The sequence below is a fragment of the Microbacterium sufflavum genome, assembly GCF_023101165.1.
In the GTDB taxonomy this organism is placed as follows: Bacteria; Actinomycetota; Actinomycetes; order Actinomycetales; family Microbacteriaceae; genus Microbacterium; species Microbacterium sufflavum.
This window is the reverse complement of record NZ_CP078076.1, coordinates 1,303,016-1,323,289: the sequence shown is the minus strand read 5'-3', so window position 1 is coordinate 1,323,289 and position 20,274 is coordinate 1,303,016. Positions and strand designations below refer to the sequence as shown.

The window sequence follows — 20,274 nt, the reverse complement described above, 5'->3', positions numbered from 1 at the left end:
GATTAACGATAGATTCCTGTTGTTTTCGACGGGAGGTGTCACATGGCCAAGGGAACGACGATCGCGCTGCAGGTGGTGATCGCCCTCGCCCTGCTCGGGTCGCTGGTGGTGCAGACGGTGATCGCGCCGCTCCTGTACGCCGACCTGGAGGGGGAGGCGACGTGGGCGCGCATCACGCTGGTCGCGATCCTGGTGCTGGGCGTCGCGACGATGCAGGTGTTCGGGGTGTGCGTGTGGATCCTGCTCCGGAAGGTGCGGCGGGGATCCCTCTTCTCGACATCCTCGTTCCGCTTCGTCGACACGATCATCGGGGCGATCCTGGCGGCGGCGGTGCTCGCGTGGGTGCTCGCGGCCCTGCTCGCCCCGGGCGAGATGGCGCCCGGCGTCGTCGCGCTGATCGGCGGTGCGGGAGTGGTGCTCGCCGGGATGGCCCTGCTCGTCGTGGTGATGAAGGCGCTGCTGCGGCAGGCGATCGACCGCGACGCGGAGGCGCGGGCCCTGCGGTCCGAGCTCGACGACGAGGTGATCTGATGCCGGTGGTCGTCGACATCGACGTGATGATGGCGCGCCGGAAGATCGGTGTCGGCGAGCTGGCGGAGCGCATCGGGATCACCCCCACCAACCTCGCCGTGCTGAAGAACGGCCGCGCGAAGGCGGTGCGGTTCACGACGCTCGATGCGCTGTGCGTGGCGCTGGACTGCCAGCCGGGCGACCTGCTGCGGTGGGTGCCGGACGACGGGGCGCCCGCGGACTAGCCCGGCAGTACGGAGTCGAGCAGCCCGGGGAAGCGGGCGTCGAGGTCGTCGCGGCGGAGGGTGAGGGTGCGGCGCCGCCCGTTGGGCTCGTTGCGGATGACGCCGGCCTCGCGCAGCACCTTCATGAAGTGCGACTTGGTGGACTTCGGCAGGTTCGGGTCAGTCGCGTGGCAGGAGGCCATGTCGAGGGGACCGTCGGCGAGCTGGCGCGCGATGGCCAGTCGCTCGGGGTCGCTGAGCGCGAAGAGCACCTCGGTCAGCTGGATCTCGGAGCGCTCCGGGTGGGGCAGGTCGCCAGGCATGGTTCGAGAATAGTTGAACAATGGTGCGAGGGCGAGTACGCTCCGAGAGTTCGATGATTCTCGAACTGTCAAGGAGCCGCGCATGACCACCACCGAGCCCATCGTCACCGCCCCGCCCGCCGCGCCCCGGCACCCCCGCCCGACCGCGACGCGCACCCGGCTCGGGTTCGTGCTCGTCGTGGTCGCGCAGATCCTGATGATGGCGGGAGCGAGCGCACCCTCGCCGTTCTACCCCGTGCTCGCGCACGACATCGGGTTCGCGCCGGTCGTGATCAGCGCGGTGTTCGCGGTGTACGCGGTCGCACTGCTCCTGACGCTCCTCACCGCCGGGTCGCTGTCGGACCACGTGGGGCGGCGACCGGTCGCGGTCGTGGGGTTCCTGCTGCTCGCGGGGAGCATGTTCCTGTTCTGGCACGCCGACGCCGTGTGGGTGCTGTTCGTGGCGCGGATTCTCCAGGGCGTCGCGAGCGGGGCACTGATCTCGGCGCTGTCGGCGACGGTGCTCGACTTCGCCCCCGGGGGTCGAGCGAAGACGGCCGCGCTGTGGAACGCGCTGAGCCCCGGCATCGGACTCGCGCTCGGCGCGCTCGTGTCGGCGGTCATGCTCGACCTCACCCGGGAGGCGCTGCTCGACGTGTTCGCCCCGCTCACCACGGTGTACGTGCTGCTCGCAGCGCTGTTCCTCGTCGTGCCGGAGACGGCTCCGCGGCGGCCGGGCGCGTGGGCGTCGCTGAGCTTCCGCCTGTCGATCCCCGCCGCGATCCGGGGCGACTTCTGGCGCGGAGCCCCGGCCGTCGTGGCGGGGTGGGCCACGGGCGGGCTGTTCCTGTCGCTCGGCGCGAACATCGTGGCGCGTGAGCTCGGCGGCGTCGCGCACCTGTGGCAGGGCCTCGGCGTGGTGCTGCTCGCCGGGGTCGGGGCGGTCACGGCGTTCGCGATGCGCGGGCGCTCGGCGCACACGAGCGTGCTGTTCGGCACCGCGGCGCTCGGCCTCGGCACGCTGCTGTCGCTCCTCGCGCTCGGGGTCGGCTCCCTCCCCTTCTACCTGGGCGCGGCCGCGGTCACGGGCATGGGCTTCGGCACGGCGTTCTCCGGTGTGGTCGCGTCGCTCGCACCGCGCATTCCCCCGACCGAACGCGCCGACACCTTCGCGGTGCTGTACGTGCTCGCCTACCTCGCGTTCGGCGTGCCCGCCGTGGTCGCCGGGTCACTCGTCGGCGTGGTCGGGCTGGAGGCGGTGTGCGTCGGGTACGGGGTGGTGGTGATCGGGCTCGCCGCGGTGGCGTTCACCCTGCGGGTGCGGGCGGGGCGGTAGCTCCGGGGGTCAGGGGGTCGTCATCGGGGTGGTCGACACGTCGATGATCCCGAGCGGGAAGGGGCTCACGACGGACCAGGACCCCGAGGTGAACTGCTCGAGATCGATCGACTGGAACCACACCTGCGACACCACGACGGCGATCACGACGAGCACGCCGGCTCCGTACATCGCGCGCTCCAGCGTCCGCAGTGCCGCACGCTCGTCGGCAGCCTTCGTCACGCGACCGAGCGCGATCAGGAAGATCGCTGCGAGGGCGACGTAGACCAGCACGTTGGACTGAAGCGCCATCGAGACGCAGACGGGGGCCTGGTCGACCGACCGACCCTCGGAATCGACGAAGCCGCCGCTGCCGTCGTAACCGCCCGGGCAGTAGCTCTTGCTGCCCGTCATAAAGGCGGAGTAGACGACGCCCGCGACCACCATCCAGATCAGAGTTCGTCGAATGCCCGCGATCACCACGGCGCCCGGGAGTGCAGAGGCGGCGGTCTCGATGTGCTGCGACGGTGGCGGCGTGAGCGACACGGGGTCTCCTTCGCGGTCGGTCCCCTTCATCATGGCGGAGGTGGCGGCGGAGAGGAAGGGTGCAGGTGCGCACGCAGCGGCCCCGCGCGCCCGGAGGCGACGCGCGGGGCCGACTGCCGCACCTCAGCGGCGGCGCCACACCGCGACGGTTCCCGCGCCGACCACGGCGAGCGCGGCGGCACCGAGGAAGAGCCAGGAGAAGCCGCCCGTCATCGCCTCGGCGGCAGGGACACCGGCGGCATCGAGCGCCGAGGTGCGCAGTCCCGCGATCGTTCCGAGGACCGCGAGGCCGACCGCTCCTCCGATCTGCTGGCTGGTGTTGATGAGTCCGCCCGCCAGTCCCGCCTCTCCCCCGTCGACCCCGTCGACCGCGAGCTGGGTCGTGGCGACGAACGCGCCCCCGAGTCCGATGCCGATCAGCAGCGTCGGGCCGAGCAGGTGGACGAGGAAGACCGCATCGGACGGAGCGAGCGCGAGCCACACGAGCCCACCGGCGAGCACGAGGAGCGAGGCGGCCAGCACGCGTCGAGCGCCGGCGCGACCGATCAGCGCCGGGACGACGCCCGCCACGACGACCAGGGCACCGGCGAGCGGCAGCTGGGTGAGGCCGGTCGCGAGCGCGTCGTACCCGAGCACGGCCTGCATGAACACGGAGAGCGCGAAGAACAGCGCGACCATGGCGGCGCCGCCGAGCAGCATCACGACGTTGCCGAGGGCGAGGTCGCGGTTGCGGAACACCGCCAGCGGGAGGAGCGGCTCCGGCGCGCGACGCTCGATCAGGAGGAACACGGCGCCGAGCACGAGCGCGACGGCGAAGAGCCCGAGGGGCAGAGGGTGGACGAAGCCGAGTTGCTCGACGGCGCTGAACGCGCCGACGAGGGCGACGAGTGCCGCGGTCACGCTGATCGCACCGGCCGCGTCGAGGCGACCGGAGGCGCGGACCGTGTCGCGGGTGATGAGGAGCGGGACCGCGATGAGCACGACCGCCCCGACCGGGACGTTCACGAAGAACACCGACTGCCACCCGAGGGTCGCGGTGAGCACGCCGCCGAGGAGTACGCCGGCCGCGGAGCCGATGCCCGCGACGGCACCCCAGACGCCGAGGGCTCTGGTGCGTTCGGCGTCGTCGGGGAAGAGGTGCGTGAGCAGGGCAAGGGCCGCGGGGGCGAGCAGCGCGGCGGATGCCCCCTGGAGGGCGCGCGCGGCGAGGAGCATCTCGGGCACGACCGAGAGTCCCGCGAGGGCCGAGGCGACGACGAAGCCCGCGGCGCCGAGCAGGAACACGCGGCGGTGGCCGTAGCGGTCGGCGAGCCGCCCGCCGAGGAGCAGGAGGCCGCCGAACGCGAGCACGTAGGCGGTGATGACCCATGCGAGCGCGGCCGTATCCATGCCGAGCTGCTGCCCGAGCACCGGAAGGGCGATGTTGACGATGGAGGCGTCGAGCACCACGAGGAACTGCGCGAGCGCGAGCACGCTCAGGGAGAGCCAACGGCGGGTGCTGCGCAGAGGGGCTGCGGCGGAGGTGAGCGGAGTGAGGGTGGTCATGGTTCTCTCTTCTCTGTCGTGTCGGTCGGTGTGGATGAGGGGAGAGTGATTACTCACTCACTCTTGCGGGCACGCGAAAGGGTGCGACCGCGGGCGGCTCACTCGGGGTGGGTGATGCCCGCGGTCAGGAGGGAGACCCAGTCCTCGGGTCGGCCGTCGAGCTGCGTGGTGACGATGAGGTGGCAGAGCTGCCCGTAGGCGATGAAGCGCTGCACGCCCTCGTCGCTGCCGCCGGAGCGGGACTGGACGTAGGTGGTGATGCGCCCCAGGCCCGCGCGCAGCGCCTCACCGACCACCTCGATGTCGGCCACGGACTGCGCGTGCACCTGGAGCATGAGGAGCGTGCGGTCGGAGATGAGGTGCGCGTAGGCGTCGCCCATCGCTTCGAGCACGGTCGCGGGCTTCTGGTCCTGCGCGGCGTCGGCACCCTCCTCGAGGGCGACCAGGATCGCGTCGAAGCACGCGTCGAGTGCAGCGACGAAGAGCGCCTCCTTGCCGGAGTACAGCTTGAACACGTAGGCCGGGGAGATCTTCGCCTCGCCCGCGACATCGGCCACGGTCGTGCCGTGGAAGCCCCGGCGCGCGAACGCACGCAGAGCCGCAGCAGCCACGAGCGGACGGCGTGCGTCGGCCGTGGAGAGGGCGGAGCTTCGGGTGGCGGGCATGAGAGTGACTGTACACTCACTCTTGCGGGCGGGGCAAGAGGTGTGGTGGTTGCGCGGGGCTGTGGGGGCAGGGAGGACGGTGCAAGAGGTCGCGGTGATTGCGCGGACTGCAGCGGCGGGAGGTCCTGGGCAGAAGCGCCGTGGGTTCGCGGGGCTGTGGCGGCAGGGCGATGGGACTTCCGGGTCGGTGTGTCCGCATAGGCTGGATCGTCTGCCTCTTCCTCTGAGGCACCTTCCCCCTGGAGCCCCCATTGTCTGCAACGACGGCCATCGACCGCGCCCGCTATCGCGACCACCCGTCGGTGCTCACGGCGCTGAAGAACCCGCGGATGCTGACGCGCGAGGTGCTCGCCGGGCTCGTCGTGGGGCTGGCGCTGATCCCGGAGGCGATCGCGTTCTCGGTGATCGCGGGGGTGGACCCGAAGGTGGGACTGTTCTCGTCGTTCATCATGGCGGTGTCGATCGCGTTCCTCGGCGGGCGCCCGGCGATGGTGACCGCGGCGACCGGGGCCGTGGCGCTCGTGATCGCGCCGGTCGCGCCGACGTACGGGCTGGACTACTTCATCGCGACGGTCATCCTCGCCGGGATCTTCCAGGTCGTGTTGGGGGTGCTCGGGGTCGCGAAGCTCATGCGGTTCATCCCCCGCAGCGTCATGGTCGGGTTCGTGAACGCGCTGGCGATCTTCGTGTTCAGCTCGCAGTTCCCCCAGCTGATCGACGTGCCATGGCTCGTGTATCCGCTCGTGGCGCTCGGGATCGTCGTGATGCTGGTCATGCCGAAGCTCACGAAGGTCGTGCCGGCGCCGCTCGTATCGGTGATCATCGTGACCGGGGTGGTGCTCGCGTTCGGCATCACGGTGCCCACGGTCGGCGATCAGGGCGAACTGCCGCGCAGCCTGCCGGAGCTCTTCATCCCGAACGTGCCGCTCACGTGGGAGACGTTCACGATCATCGCGCCGTTCGCCCTCGGGGTGGCGCTGGTCGGGCTGATGGAGTCGCTGCTCACCGCGAAGCTCGTCGACGAGATCACCGACACCCACTCGAACAAGACGCGCGAGTCGTGGGCGCAGGGCGTCGCGAACGTGTTGTCGGGGATCTTCGGCGGCATGGGCGGCTGCGCCGTGATCGGTCAGACCATGATCAATGTGAAGGCCTCGGGTGCGCGGACCCGCATCTCCACGTTCTGCGCCGGGGTGTTCCTGTTCCTGCTGGTGGTGGTGTTCGGCGACTTCGTCGGAACCATTCCGATGGCGGCACTCGTGGCCGTGATGGTGATGGTGGCGATCGGCGCGTTCGACTGGCACTCGATCAAGCCGTCGACGCTGAAGCGGATGCCGAAGAGCGAGACCTTCGTGATGCTCGCCACGGTCGTGCTCGTGCTGATCACCCACAACCTGGCGGTGGGCGTTGTGGGCGGCGTGCTGGTCGCGTCCGTGCTGTTCGTCCGGCGGGTGGCGCACTTCGTGACGGTGACGCGTTCGGTTGCGGGCGACATGGTGACGTATGTCGTGCAGGGGGAGTTGTTCTTCGCGTCGAGCAACGACCTCACGACGCTGTTCTCCTACACGGACGACCCATCTCGCGTTGTTGTTGATCTGTCGGGGTCACACGTGTGGGATGCGTCGACCGTCGCCGCGTTGGACGCGATCGAGACGAAGTACGCGGCGCTGGGGAAGACGGTGGAGATCGTCGGGATGAACGACTCGAGCGGGACGATGCACGGGCGGTTGACGGGCGGGTTCGAGTAGAGGCCCCCGGGTGACGGAGCGCTGCTAACGTCAAGCAGCTGTGGCTGCATACGTACGTCCCCGGTTTAGGCCATCATCGTGAGTGGTCCATCAGCGGGCCGACGACGAACGGGGCATGAGGATGGACGACGGGGACCTGTCCGAGATTGAGTTGGTCATCGATGGGGATGGAATCTCCCTGATCGGCCGGCGCGAACTTGTCGAGGAGTTTATTGAGGCCAACAAATTACGGTCTCGCGAGCTGGATCTGTCCAAGCTCAAGACCGCATTCGGAGCCGGGGCGGCTGTCATGAAGGCCGGCTCCGAAATAGCGGCGAACTCGGGGCGCTGGATGAAGCTGACAGAAGAGTCGTGGGCCGCCGCGCAGGCCCTTCCCAAGGTCACAAACTCGACGAGCAAACAGCTGCATGCAACTCTTCGGGCACCTAATGGTCAGTTCGCGAAGAACCTGCAGTTCCTCAAGACACCAGGGTCGATCCTCACAAACCCTGCGATGCTCGCTGGTGTCGCCGGAATCATGGCACAGGTTGCGATGCAACAGACCATGGACGAGATCACTGACTACCTCGCCGCAATCGATCAGAAGGTCGATGACGTACTGCGCGCGCAGAAGGACGCCGTGCTTGCGGACATCATCGGCGTGGACATGATGCTCGAAGAGGCACTCACGATCCGCAAGGAGGTCGGCGGCATCTCCGAGGTGACCTGGTCGAAAGTGCAAGCGTCCTCGATGACGATCGCCCGCACGCAGGCATACGCCTTAAGGCAGATCGAGGCGTTAGCGGGGAAGCTCCAAAGCAAGTCTGTCAACGAACTCGCTGACTCGTCCAAAAAGATCGACGGCGAGGTACAGGAATGGCTCGCCGTCCTCGCACAGTGCTTCTATTTGCAGGAGGCGATGGGGGTGATCGAACTCGACCGGGTCCTCCAGACATCCCCCGAGGAACTGGAGCAACACCGAGTTGGCCTGCAGAGAGCTCGCATGAACCGTGCGGAACTGATCACTCGGACCACGCGACAGCTGCTCGACCGGGTCGACGAGGCCGCAACTCTGGCGAACTCGAAAGTCCTGTTCAACCCGATCGAGTCTCCGGCCATCGTGCGCTCCAGAAACAAGGTGAGCGACTCTGTCGGCACCTTCCACGAGCGACTCGGGATCGAGGCGTCAGCGGAGGTGCGAGAGTCGCGACGCTGGTCGTCAGCGGCCACGGACACTCGCGACGACCTACTCAAGGCCGGCGCGGATGGATTGGACGCCGCGTGGCGCATTGGCGCGGAGAGCATCCAGGTCGCCGGGCGGGTCGGCGCCGAAAGCGTGGACAAGGCAAAGGAGATCGCTGGGTCCTTCGCAGACCTTGCTGGACGCACTTTTCGTCGGCATTCACCGAAAGACACGGCGGGCGAGTGAGTGACCAGGCGGGGCACGGGACTGGAGAATTAATCTCAAAGACCTTCCTCAGCACGTTCGCGATGCCGAAGCCCGTGCGGATCACGGGTCGGAGTTCGAGCATCACGAACTCGTTCGTGAACGGCATCATCCCGGTGGTCGTGCCAACCGAAGCAGAGGTTCGCGCAGCCCTCGAGATTCTCGGCATGCTCGATCGTGTGAGCTGCAGCTACTGCGGCGACACGAGCACGGAATGGGACCATCTTCGTCCTCTGGTGAGCAACCAGCGGCCGACGGGATACATCTCCGAGATACACAATCTCGTACCCGCCTGCGGCAAGTGCAACCAGAGCAAAGGCAATAAGGACTGGCTGACCTGGATGCGCAGCTCGGCCCCGCTCTCTCCGAGATCTCGCGGTGTCGCCGACATTGAAGATCGCATCGCTCGCTTACAGGAATACGAGCGCCAAGCATCCCCGACCCGAGTCGACTTCGAAGCGGCCGTCGGCCCCGACCTTTGGCAGCGGCACTGGGCGCACCACACGCACCTGCTGGAGCTGATGCGCGTGGCCGATCAGGACGCGCAGGAGATCAGAACCCGCGTGCGGGAAGCCCATGAGGCCAAGAGACAGACGGCGACCTGATGGCATCCGTGATCACCTGGCTCGACGTATCGGCGGACGAGCAGCGACGGATGCGGGAACTCGCGGCGATGTTCACGCAGCGTGACAGCCGGGACGAGCTGGGCATCGGGCAGCTCCGGGACGGCATCGGCGACGCGCTGTTCCCCGGCACGTCGACCCTGCACACCCGCGCGCGCTACCTGCTGTTCGTGCCGTGGTGCTTCCAGCACGCCGCCCAGTCGAGGTCGCGGGTGAAGGGCGGCACACGCCAACCCGATGCGACCGAGCTGGATCTCATCGACGCCCTACGGTCGTCGCGCGATGCGGATGGGCTGCTCGGCGAACGGGCAGGCCGCGACCTGCGGAACCTGCCGTCGTCGGTGTACTGGTCGATGCTGCAGCGGTACGGCATCCTCACCCGACCGGCGAGCCGTGCGGAGGCGTTCGAGGCGTCGACCCCGCACGTGCACGTCGACGACGACGGTCTGACGACGACGAGCTCCCTGTGGTCGGCCCCGCCGATTCCGAAGGACTTCCCCGACGAGGTGGCAGACGGCTTCGCACTCACCGCGGAGGAGGCCAGCTGGCTACGGGATCGCGTGCTCGAACACGCCCCCGGGACGATGCTGGCGCACCTGGTGCAGCATCGACCGGACGACGACAGCACGGCCCCGTGGCACGATGCGGCTGCCACCCGTGCACCGCAACGCGCGGCGACGGTGCTGCACCACGCGCAGCACTTCGCGACGATCCTCCACGGCGCGCAGCTGCTCTACAACCTGCTCCTCGCCGAGGAAGCGGACCGTGCAGAGCTCCACGACGACTACCGTGATCGCCTCGCCCGGTGGCCTGCGGAGCTCGCGGCAGGCTACGACGAGTGGCGTCTCGACGACCTGCTCGGCGTTCTCCGCGAAGAACGAGGCAGTCGGCTCCCGGTCGCACCTGCCGCGCAGCGGTTCGTGCAGAACTGGACGACGCTCGTGCAGCGCAGCGATCCGAACTCGCTCGCCGATCTGCCGGAAGCACGAGCGATGATCCGGGAGCGGGAGAAGATCAAGGGCGCGAAGACGCGGCTCGGCAACCCGCGACGGCTCGAGACGTGGAAGGGGGCGTCAGGCACTGCGCTGCTGACGTTCCGTTGGGCGACCGTCCGACAGTTCACCCGCGACATCCATGAGGGGCTGGCCCGTGCTTGAACCCGACTCGCGCTCGCTGCTGTCCGAGCTGCTGCGTCCTCCGGCCGGATTCCACCTGTCGCACGCGGTGGGCACGAGCTTCACGATGACCCTCGAAGCGGCACTGTCGGTCCCCCTGGCGTTCGCGGGTGCGGTGGAGGTCGACGACGAGGTCGGCATCCTCGGGGCCGTTCGGCGGGCCACGCAACGCATCGACCTGTTCGCGCAGGCCGGATGCCTGGGACTGGGCACGGCGAGCGAGCTCGTCACCGTGCTCGAGCCGATGGTGCACCCGGTGCGGATGCCGGGGAGCCGCCTGTTCCACCCGAAGGTCTGGTTCCTGGAGTTCGAGCGGGACGGGGAGCGCCGCTACCGCTTCATCTGCAGCAGCCGGAACCTCACGAACGACCGCACCTGGGATGCCGTCGTCTCCCTCGACGGCGTGCCCGACGAGGACCTCGATGCGGAGGCCGTCCGCTCGAACCACGCGATGGCCGCCGTACTGCGCTGGCTGATCGACGACGGTCGTACAGCACCGGCGCTCGCACCCGAGCGTGCGGCCCGCATCGCACGGCTGGCCGAGGCGTGGACCGGCATCCGCTGGGAGCACCCGGACCACGTGCGGGCGCTTCGGGTGCACGCCTTCGGGATCGGGCTGCCGTCGAGCGACGCGGGGCCGCGTCTCAGCGGCATCCGCACCGCCATCGTCTCTCCGTTCGTCACCGATGAGGGCGTCCGGATCCTTCGGGCCCGGCCAGGCGGCGAGACGACTCTGCTCAGCCGTCCCGAGGCGCTGGACCGGCTGCACCCCGCGACGCTGCAGGGGCTCTCGCTGCGCGTGCTCGACGAGATGGTGGATCAGGCGCTCGCCGACGCCGAGACGTCGGCGATCTCTGCCGGAGAACTGCGCGGGCTGCACGCGAAGGTGGTGGTGCACGACCACGCCCACAAGCAGTCGACGGTGCTCGTCGGGTCGGCGAATGCCACCGGGCCGGCCTGGTCGAACAACGTCGAGGTGATGGTCGAGGCCGAGGGGCCGAAGTCACACGTCGGGGTGGAAGCAGTGCTCGGGTCGCTCGCTCCGCTGATCGAGGAATACGCGACAACGGGCGGCGCCGAGAGCAGCCAGGAGGAGGAGGCCGACCGTCGGCTGGAGAATGCACTGAGGGAGGTCGCCCGCGCCCGCCTCGTGCTTCGAGTGAACGCGGAGGGCGAGTACACGGTCACCGCGTGGGCGGAGGCTGCGCCGACAGCGGACGACCGGTACACGCTGAGCTGGCGGATGCTGTCGCAGCCGGAGCCGATCCCCGGACCGCTGCCGACCGCCGACGACCCCTACGAGTCCCCGGGTCTCCGTCTGGAGCAGATCACTCCGTTCGTGGTGATCGCCCTCACGGATGGTGACGGCCGCCGGCGCGAGACCCTGGTGGTCGCCGACCTACTCGACGACGTGCCTGGTCGGGGCGACGCGATCGTCGCCGCTCACCTCACCGAGCCGACGGCAGTGGCGCGTTTCATCCGGCTCATGCTGCAGGACGGCAGCCTCACATCGATCGGGATCGGCGGCGGTGGCGCGTTCTCTTCGGCGTTCGGCGCGGGGGTCGCGGAGAGCGGTGCCGGACTGCTGGAGCTTCTCGTGCGCGCGTCGGCCACGAATCGGTCGGGGCTCGTGGACGTGGAGCGGGTGCTGCGGCATGTGCCGGAGGATGCGCGCGGCAGCGCCCTGCCGCCGGGGTTCGCCGAGGTGTGGGCTGCAGTGATGGAAGCAGCGGGTGTGGAGCGATGACGGGTCTCGACGTCGAGGCGGTGATGCGCGGGCTCAAGGGCTTCCAGCAGGACGCGGTGGAGCATGTGATCGACCGCTTCTACGGGTCAGGGCGTGTCGACGGCAGCGGGCGGTTCCTCGTCGCGGACGAGACCGGGTTGGGCAAGAGCGTGATCGCGCGGGGGATCATCGCCAGGGCCATCCAGGAGTTGAACGAGGTCGATGCGGTGAAGCGCATCGACATCGTGTACATCTGCAGCAACGCCGACCTCGCCAACCAGAACCTGCAGCGTCTGAACGTCACCGGCGACAAGCACCTCGCGATGGCGACACGGCTCACGCTGTTGGCGCGGGAGAGCCGCAAGCTCGCAGCCGCCGACGACACGAGCCGCAAGAAGGTGAACCTCGTTTCGTTCACCCCGGGCACCTCGTTCAAGGAGGGCGGCTGGCGGTCGGGCAACGGCGACGAGCGGGCACTGCTGTGCGTGCTGGCGGAGGATGCGCTCGGGGTGGACGAGGACGAGCCGACGCGCTGGCTCTTCCAGGGGGCGGTGCAGTCGGCGAGGAACTTCGGGGCGCGGGTGCAGTGGACGCGAGACCGTCTGGGCGAGGACGGCGCCGATCCCGAGATCGCCGGGCGCTACCAGGAGGCGATCATCGGGGACGGCCTGTGGGCGCGGTTCCTCGAGCTCCGCGAGGAGACCCGGACCCTGGGCGAACGCCCGACCCGTGGTCGACTGTGGCACGAGGTGATGGAGCTCGTCGCGAAGCTGCGTCGGCATCTGGCGCGGGCGGGGGTGGACGCCCTCGAGCCCGACCTCATCATCCTCGACGAGTTCCAGCGCTTCCGCCCGCTCCTCGATCCGACGACCGAGGGCGGTGAGCTCGCCCATGACCTGTTCAACGCCGATGGCGCCAAGGTCCTGCTCCTCTCGGCGACGCCGTTCAAGCCCTATACGACACAGGCCGAGGTCGGCGAGAACCACCATGCCGATTTCCTCAGGCTCATCGAGTTCCTGACCGACGAGGACGACGCGCGTGTCAGATCAGTCAAGGAGGCGCTCGACGCGCACCGGTTCGCCATGATCACCGACGGCGATGCCGAAGCATCCGCGCACCGGGTGCGGGAGGTGCTGCTTCCGTATCTGTCGCGGTCGGAGCGGCCTCCGCTGGCGCGCAACCAGGACATGGTGGTCGACCGCCCGCTCGACGGCGCGGTGCCGACCGCGGCGGAGATCTCCGACTGGTCGGCACTGCATCGGCTCGGCACCCACATCGGGGCGCGGGTGGATCTGGAGCAGTGGAAGTCGATCCCGTACTTCGCCTCGTTCATGGACACGTACAAGTCGGGGAGCAGTGTTCGGGACGCGCTCGACCGGGACGATGTCACGGTCCGCGAACTGCTGGCGGCGACCAGAGGGCTGACGCGGGACGACGTGAGTGCGCGGGTGGAGCTCGATCTCGGCAACGGTCTCTTGCGCGCGCTGGCCGCTGACACGGTCGGGCGCGGCTGGTGGAAGCTGCTCTGGATGCCGCCGTCGATGCCGTATCTGCGGCCGGGCCCCGTGTTCTCGAGCGTGGGGGATGTCACGAAGCACGTCGTGTTCTCGGCGTGGAACGGGGTGCCGACCGCGGTCGCCGGCCTGCTCAGTCACGAGGCCGCTCGCCGCGCGTATGCGGGGTCCGACCGGTCGACGGATTCGTCGAGCAGTCGGTTGACGTGGGCGATGAGCGAGGCGGGGCGGCCGTCGCAGATGAACTCGCTGGCGTTGTTCTGGCCGCATCCGACTCTGGCCGAGTCGTGGGATCCGCTGCGGGCGGCGCGTGCGGCCGGCAGGCTCGTCGATGCGGAGGCGTTCACGGCGAGCGCGGCCGCCGAGGATGACGCTGCCGAGCCGTCGCATGCTTTCTTCGCGACAGCCGGTGCCGTGCCGGCAGGCGTGAACGCCCTGTCGGTGCTGCGGGTGCTCGACGCGCGGTCCGGCCGTTTCGCGGACTATGTGCGGGCAGCGGTCGACGCGATGGATCAGAGCCCCAGCGCGCACCGCGACCTGGCCCGTTTCGGCGCGCACGCCCCGGGGTCGATCGCGTATCGGGCGTTGCGGGGCGCGGCGTCGGAGGACGCGACGGAGGCGGGTGTGTGGCATGCGGCGTGGGTGCTGTCGCTCGGTCTGCGTTCGCTGTTCGCCCGGCCGGATGCCGCGGCCCTCCTCGACACGGTCGGCGCCCCGGGTGCGCACTACTGGAGCGCCGTGCTGGACTACTGCGCGGACGGGAACCTGCAGGCGGTCATCGACGAGTACGTGCACCAGTTGCGCAGCGACCTCGGTGGCGGGCTGCTCGACGACGAGGGGCTGTGGAAGGTCGCGACGAGTGCGGCGTCGGCGGTGCGGACGAATGCGGCAACGCTGCGCGGGCACGAGGCGACTGCCGAGCGTGCACAGATCCCGTTCCCGACGAGGTTCGCGGTGCGGTACGGCGGCACGGGCACGGACGCCGACGAGAAGGTCGCGGCACGTCAGAGCGAAGTGCGCGCGGCGTTCAACAGCCCCTTCGCCCCGTTCGTGCTGGCGTCGACGAGCATCGGTCAGGAGGGGATCGACTTCCACTGGTGGAGCCATGCCGTCGTGCACTGGAACCTGCCGTCGAACCCGGTCGACTTCGAGCAGCGCGAGGGTCGGGTGCACCGGTTCATGGGCCACGCCGTGCGCAAGAACGTCGCCGCCGCGCACTGGGCGGACGTGCTGTCCTCGACGGACGGGGCGTGGGACGCCGCGTTCACTGCCGCGCTCGCGTCACCCGACACTGAACGGCTCGGCCAGTTCGCGCCGTGGTGGGTCTACGAGGGAGACGCCCGCATCCACCGGCGGATCGCCTCGTTCACGTTGAGCCGCGACCACGACAAGTACGAACGGCTGCTCGACGCCTTGACCCTGTACCGCCTCACCCTCGGGCAACCCCGACAGGAGGACATGCTGCGGCTGATGCAGCAGGGTGGCGTGGACCGGGACCTTACGGTGGGGGCGCTCGACCTTCGGCCACCGGGGCGGGGGTGACGCTGACGACGGACTCGGTGCGTTCGATTGGCACAGCGTGAAGCTGTCCAAGCTGAAGCGGATGCCGAAAAGCGGGACCATCGTGATGTTGGCGACGGTCGTTCTTGTCTTGCTGACGCACAACCCGCGGTCGGCGTCGTCGATGCGGTGCTGGTGGCATCGGTGCTGTTCGTGCGGTGGGCGGCGAACTTCGTCTCGGTACCCCGGTCCGTCTCCGGCGATACCGTGACCTACGTCGTGGACGGCGAGCTGTTTTTTGCATCGAGCAACGACCTCACGACGCTGTTCTTCTACACGGAGAATCCGGAGCGCGTGGTGATCGACCGGTCGGACTCACACGTGTCGGGCGAACGACTCGAGCAGAACGATGCACGGGCGGTTTACGGGCGGATTCGAATAGAGAACCGAACGATGCGCTCGGCGGGTCTCAAAACTCATAGCTCGCGACGACGCATCAAGAGCGGACACGCGTCGATCCGTCTCAACATGCGGAGTCGAGTATGCGAGAGCATAGGCATATGTCTGTCTCTTTTACATCGACGCCGGATGCAACGACGCCCGACAGCGAGGAGACGTCGGGACTGCTCCGGCGCTCGCTGAGGCCGACGAACCCGCAGGTCACCCTCTGGGACCTGTTGGATGACATGTATCGTTCGGCGACGAATGAGCGAGACAAGGGCTCAAAGTTCGAGCGGTTCCTCAAGAGCTACCTGCAGACAGAGCCAAAGTACGTGGACCTGTTCTCCGATGTGTGGATGTGGCAGGAGTGGCCGGGGCGTGCTGGCCGACCTGACACAGGCATCGATCTGGTCGCGCAGGATCGGTACACCGGTGAGTTCACCGCCATTCAGGCAAAGTTCTATGATCCCGCTCGGTCCCTGCCGAAGCAGGAGATCGATTCGTTCTTTACCGAGCTGGGCAAGGCTCCGTTCGCTAGCGGGATGATCGTCACAACGGCTCGGAATTGGTCCAAGCATGCTGAGGCGGCGCTGAACGATCAGTCGAAACCTGTGCAGCGGGTCGATCTGAACAATCTCGCTGATTCCCGCATTGACTGGTCGCTGTTCGACCCGCGCACTCCTGAGGTTCTGTATAAGGGTCCGGGTAAGGCTCCACGCAAGTACCAGCGCGAGGCGATCGACGATGTGATCGCCGGGTTCGCGACGCACGATCGCGGCAAGCTGATTATGGCTTGCGGCACGGGAAAAACGTTCACGTCGCTGAAGCTCGTGGAGGAGCATGTCCCCGTTGGTGGCTCGGTGCTGTTCCTCGTGCCGTCGATCGCGCTGCTGCAGCAAACGCTGAACGAATGGACTGCGCAGGCGGATGTCCCGATCCGGCCGTTCGCTGTGTGTTCGGATTCCTCGGTGGGGCGCAAAGAGAACGAGGACGTCTCCGCCCACGATCTTGGATTCCCCGCGACGACCGATCCGGCGAAGCTGCTCCACCGCTTCCAGATCTCCACAGGTGAAGAAGCTATCTCGGTCGTGTTCTCCACTTACCAGTCGATCGATGTGATCCACCAGGCACACCAGCTAGGCCTTCCAGAGTTCGACCTGGTGATCTGTGACGAGGCGCATCGCACGACCGGCATCTCTCAGCCCGGTAGTGACGACAGCGCGTTCGTCCGCGTGCATAACACCGAGTTCCTCGCGGCGAAGAAGCGGCTGTATATGACGGCCACCCCGCGCGTGTACGTCGAGGACTCGAAGGCGAAGGCCGCGAAGGACGGCGTCGTCACCTACTCGATGGATGACGAACACACCTTCGGCCCGGAATTCCATCACCTCGGTTTCGGGCGCGCCGTCGAGATGGGACACCTCTCTGACTACAAGGTGCTCATCCTCGCCGTCGATGAAGAATCTGTCGCGACTAGCTTCCAAGACCTCCTCGCACGCGAGGGCGACATGAACCTCGATGACGTCGCCCGCATCGTCGGATGCTGGAACGGTCTCTCAAAGCGCGGCGTGAATGGCGAGCGCCTTTCGATCACGGATGACGCGCCTATGCAGCGCGCGGTCGCGTTCGCGCGGAACATCAACGAGTCCAAGGCAATCGCGAATCAGATGAACGTCATCGGACGCGAACTGCTCATGAACGCCCGCAATGGCGACTCCGCTCTCGAGCTGCAGGCCAAACACGTCGACGGCACGTTCAACGTACTAGAACGCTCGGCCAGGTTGGATTGGTTGCAAGCGGGAGAGGCGGCGAATGAATGCCGCATTCTCACGAACGCGAAGTGCCTCACCGAGGGCGTGGACGTTCCCAGTCTCGACGCCGTGCTCTTCCTTAACCCCCGCAACTCGCAAGTCGACGTCGTCCAGGCTGTTGGTCGGGTGATGCGCCGCGCTGAGGGCAAAGAGTATGGGTACATCATCCTGCCGATCGCGGTGCCTGCATCGCAGGACCCCGGGACGGCACTGAACGACAATAAGAAGTACAAGGTCGTCTGGGACGTGCTTCAGGCCCTGCGTGCGCACGATGACCGCTTCGAGGCGATGATCAACAAGATCGACCTCGACAAGAAAGCCAATAACCGGATCGATGTCATCGGCATCGGCGGAGCCGGCAACGACCGCGACCCCGGCACGGCATCGTCGGATGCTGACGCGAGCGCAGCCCTGTTCTCAATGGCGAACGCCGCCGAGTGGCAAGACGCAATCTTTGCCCGGATGGTGAAGAAGGTCGGCGACCGCCGGTACTGGGAAGACTGGGCCGGCGACGTCAAAGACATCGCCGACCGGCAGGTTACTCGCATCCAGACGATCCTCGACACCGTGTCCGAGGCGCAGACTGAGTTCGCCGGCTTCCACGAAGCGCTGCAGGCGAACCTCAATGACGGCATCACCAGCCGTGACGCCGTCGACATGCTCGTGCAGCACCTCATCACCAAGCCGGTGTTTGATGCGCTGTTTGAGGACTATGCGTTCAGCGAGCACAACCCGGTTTCCCAGGTGATGGACCGCATGCTCAGCGTGCTCGATGGGTACAACCTCGACTCCGAGACGGCACAACTGGAGAACTTCTACCGCTCCGTCAGGGTACGCGCGGAGGGCATTACGAGCGCGGCGGGCAAACAGAAGATCATCACCGAGCTCTACGAGCGGTTTTTCAAGCTCGCCTTCCCGCGCGTCGCGGAGAGCCTCGGCATCGTCTACACGCCTATGGAAGTCGTCGACTTCATCCTGCGTGCCGTCAATGATGCTCTCGGCGAGCACTTCGGCGCGAGCATCAGCGACGAGGGTGTACACGTGCTCGACCCCTTCACCGGCACCGGCACATTCATCGTGCGGTTGTTGCAGTCCGGGCTGATCGACCAGGCAGATCTGCTGCGCAAGTACACGAAGGAGCTGCACGCAAACGAGATCCTACTCATGGCGTACTACATCGCCGCGATCAACATCGAAGCGACCTTCCACGCCCTCCAGCAGGATCAGGCACGTGAGCGCGGCGAGGATGCGGATGCTGTCGGTTATGAGTCGTTCGGTGGGATCGTGCTCACCGACACGTTCCAGATGACCGAAGACGGCGACGCGCTCGACGAGCGCATGTTTACCTCGAATAGCGACCGCGTCGTCGAACAGAACGCGCTCGACATCCGCGTAATCGTCGGCAACCCGCCCTACTCGGTCGGGCAGACCAGCGGCAACGACAACAACGCTAATCTGAAATACCCGACCTTAGATCGCGCAATCGAAGAGACCTACGCGGAGCGATCGGTCGCGTCATTGAAGCGGAATCTATACGACTCCTACGTCAGAGCTATTCGCTGGGCTTCCAACCGCGTGCTGAGATCCGACCAGGGTGGCATCATCGGATACGTCTCGAACGGTGGCTACATCGATTCGAATTCGGCGGATGGGCTTCGCAAGACCCTCAGCCGCGAGTTCCACGACATCTACGTCTACAACCTCCGTGGTAACCAACGCACTGCTGGTGAACAGAGTCGCAAAGAAGGCGGCAAGATCTTCGATTCGGGATCGCGGAACACCGTCGCGATCCTGTTGCTCATCAAGCGCCCCGGAACGGTCACCGACAGCACTCTGCATTACAAGGACATAGGCGACTACCTCACCCGCGACGAGAAACTCACCACGGTCGACGGCGCATCCATCGGCACACTCGACTGGCAGACGATCACCCCGAATGTCGAGGGTGACTGGATCAACCAGCGTGATCCGAGCTACGACGCCTATCCCACCATCGGGAGTCGCGACAAGACCGAGGAGAAACTATTCGAACGTTTCGGCACGGGGGTCGCTACAAGCAGGGATGCCTGGGTGTACGGGGCGAATTCACGCGAACTTGCCGCCCGAGTCGATGAATTCATTGGAGTTTTCAACGCTGAACAACGTGCATGGGTCGATTCCGATAACGCTGAGCCGCTTGAACGTATGATCACAAGTGACAAGCGCAAGATCAGCTGGTCAGTTGGCCTCAAGAATAGACTCTTGCAGGGGCAGGCGATTGATCCCAGTTCGGGGAGCATCCGGATCGCCGACTATCGCCCATTCAATCGCCAGTACGTATTCGTGCACTCTCAGATCCTCGAGCGGCCCGCAGCGATCGAGCGTTACTTTCCGGAAAGGACCGACGCCACTCTCTCGATCTACCTCACGTCCCCCGCTACGCACTTTCCTGACTTCGCCGCGCTGATGAATCGCAACATCCCCGACCTTCATCTGCTTGACTCCGGGCAAGTATTCGCCCGCTATTCCTTCTCCCAGCCCGACGCCAATCAGCTCCTCGCTGAGCCGGAACGCAGCGACAACATCACCGACTGGGCACTCGGCGAGTACCAGAACGAGTACGGTGTTCAGGTCACGAAGGATGACATCTTCTTCTATGTCTACGGGCTGCTGCACTCACCCGAGTACCGCGACCGCTACGCCGCCGACCTGAAGAAACAGCTGCCACGCATCCCGATGGTGCCGGGTCGGGATCGGTTCGAGGCGTTCGTCGACGCTGGGCGGACGCTGTCGGAGCTGCACATCGGGTACGAAACGATAGAGCCGTATCCGCTCACCGAGTCCATTCGCCTGGGCGCACCGGAGGATGAGTTCGACCGGTTCGCGGTCCAAAAAATGAAGTATGCCGGAAAGGTCGGTGCGTGGAACAAGACCCGCATCACCTATAACGCGTTCATCGATCTCGACGGCATCCCTGCAGACGCCCAGCGCTACATGCTCGGTAGCCGGTCAGCGCTCGACTGGATCATCGAGCGCTATCAGGTCAAGACCGACAAAGCTTCCGGCATCGTCAACGACCCCAACGACTGGTCACGCGAGCACGAGCAGCCTCGATACATCATCGACCTCATCGGCCGCATCACTCGGGTGAGCCTCGACACGATGAAGATCGTCGACGCCCTGCCCGACCTCGGCATCTGAGACGGCCCAGGTCGCGAAGCTCA

General features: G+C 66.9%; 14 protein-coding genes. 10 read left to right on the top strand and 4 right to left on the bottom strand.

The genetic code is table 11. The annotated features are described in order from the left end of the window. The first annotated feature begins 42 nt into the window (after positions 1-42). Together KV394_RS06575 and KV394_RS06570 are read left to right on the top strand one after the other, a co-directional pair. Positions 43-531, top strand: a complete 489-nt coding sequence (locus KV394_RS06575; protein ID WP_247982621.1) for a DUF2975 domain-containing protein — start codon at positions 43-45, stop codon at positions 529-531. After that, positions 531-755 carry a helix-turn-helix domain-containing protein gene (locus KV394_RS06570; RefSeq protein WP_206252005.1) on the top strand — a complete coding sequence of 75 codons (225 nt, stop codon included), beginning with the start codon at positions 531-533 and terminating at the stop codon, positions 753-755. The genes KV394_RS06575 and KV394_RS06570 overlap by 1 nt, the downstream gene beginning before the upstream one ends. Here KV394_RS06570 and KV394_RS06565 read toward each other — a convergent pair. Next, positions 752-1,057 (bottom strand): ArsR/SmtB family transcription factor, encoded by a 306-nt coding sequence (locus tag KV394_RS06565; RefSeq protein WP_247638159.1) that lies wholly within the window; start codon positions 1,055-1,057, stop codon positions 752-754. The two genes, KV394_RS06570 and KV394_RS06565, sit on opposite strands and share 4 nt — an antisense overlap. Positions 1,058-1,139: 82 nt before the next feature. Between KV394_RS06565 and KV394_RS06560 the strand changes: the two genes are divergently transcribed. Next, on the top strand, positions 1,140-2,372 hold the full coding sequence (locus KV394_RS06560) for an MFS transporter (protein ID WP_247982620.1): 1,233 nt from the start codon (positions 1,140-1,142) through the stop codon (positions 2,370-2,372). Positions 2,373-2,381: 9 nt separating this feature from the next. On the opposite strand, the gene KV394_RS06555 is transcribed toward KV394_RS06560, so the two are convergent. From KV394_RS06555 to KV394_RS06545, 3 genes are all read right to left on the bottom strand, one after another. Further along, positions 2,382-2,897 (bottom strand): hypothetical protein, encoded by a 516-nt coding sequence (locus tag KV394_RS06555; protein ID WP_247638157.1) that lies wholly within the window; start codon positions 2,895-2,897, stop codon positions 2,382-2,384. A gap of 123 nt (positions 2,898-3,020) precedes the next feature. After that, positions 3,021-4,442, bottom strand: a complete 1,422-nt coding sequence (locus tag KV394_RS06550) for an MFS transporter (protein ID WP_247982619.1) — start codon at positions 4,440-4,442, stop codon at positions 3,021-3,023. 98 nt (positions 4,443-4,540) lie between these two features. Then, on the bottom strand, positions 4,541-5,107 hold the full coding sequence (locus KV394_RS06545) for a TetR/AcrR family transcriptional regulator (RefSeq protein ID WP_247982618.1): 567 nt from the start codon (positions 5,105-5,107) through the stop codon (positions 4,541-4,543). A 251-nt stretch (positions 5,108-5,358) separates the two neighbouring features. Here KV394_RS06545 and KV394_RS06540 point away from each other — a divergent pair, with 251 nt between their 5' ends. The 7 genes from KV394_RS06540 to KV394_RS06505 all read left to right on the top strand — a co-directional run bounded on the left by KV394_RS06540 (position 5,359) and on the right by KV394_RS06505 (position 20,251). Then, positions 5,359-6,855, top strand: coding sequence for a SulP family inorganic anion transporter (locus KV394_RS06540; RefSeq protein WP_247982617.1), 1,497 nt, complete (start codon positions 5,359-5,361; stop codon positions 6,853-6,855). Between the two features lie 115 nt (positions 6,856-6,970). After that, on the top strand, positions 6,971-8,263 hold the full coding sequence (locus tag KV394_RS06535; protein WP_247982616.1) for a hypothetical protein: 1,293 nt from the start codon (positions 6,971-6,973) through the stop codon (positions 8,261-8,263). A 116-nt stretch (positions 8,264-8,379) separates the two neighbouring features. After that, a complete protein-coding gene (locus KV394_RS06530; protein ID WP_247982615.1) occupies positions 8,380-8,886 on the top strand; it encodes an HNH endonuclease signature motif containing protein in 507 nt (168 codons plus the stop codon). After that, on the top strand, positions 8,886-10,061 hold the full coding sequence (locus KV394_RS06525; RefSeq protein ID WP_247982614.1) for a DUF6361 family protein: 1,176 nt from the start codon (positions 8,886-8,888) through the stop codon (positions 10,059-10,061). The genes KV394_RS06530 and KV394_RS06525 overlap by 1 nt, the downstream gene beginning before the upstream one ends. Next, a complete protein-coding gene (locus KV394_RS06520) occupies positions 10,054-11,826 on the top strand; it encodes a phospholipase D family protein (protein WP_247982613.1) in 1,773 nt (590 codons plus the stop codon). Before KV394_RS06525 ends, KV394_RS06520 begins: the two co-directional genes overlap by 8 nt. After that, a complete protein-coding gene (locus tag KV394_RS06515) occupies positions 11,823-14,861 on the top strand; it encodes a C-terminal helicase domain-containing protein (RefSeq protein ID WP_247982612.1) in 3,039 nt (1,012 codons plus the stop codon). Before KV394_RS06520 ends, KV394_RS06515 begins: the two co-directional genes overlap by 4 nt. A gap of 518 nt (positions 14,862-15,379) precedes the next feature. Next, complete coding sequence (locus KV394_RS06505; protein ID WP_247982611.1) at positions 15,380-20,251, top strand: DEAD/DEAH box helicase; 4,872 nt, start codon at positions 15,380-15,382, stop codon at positions 20,249-20,251. Positions 20,252-20,274 lie beyond the last annotated feature (23 nt).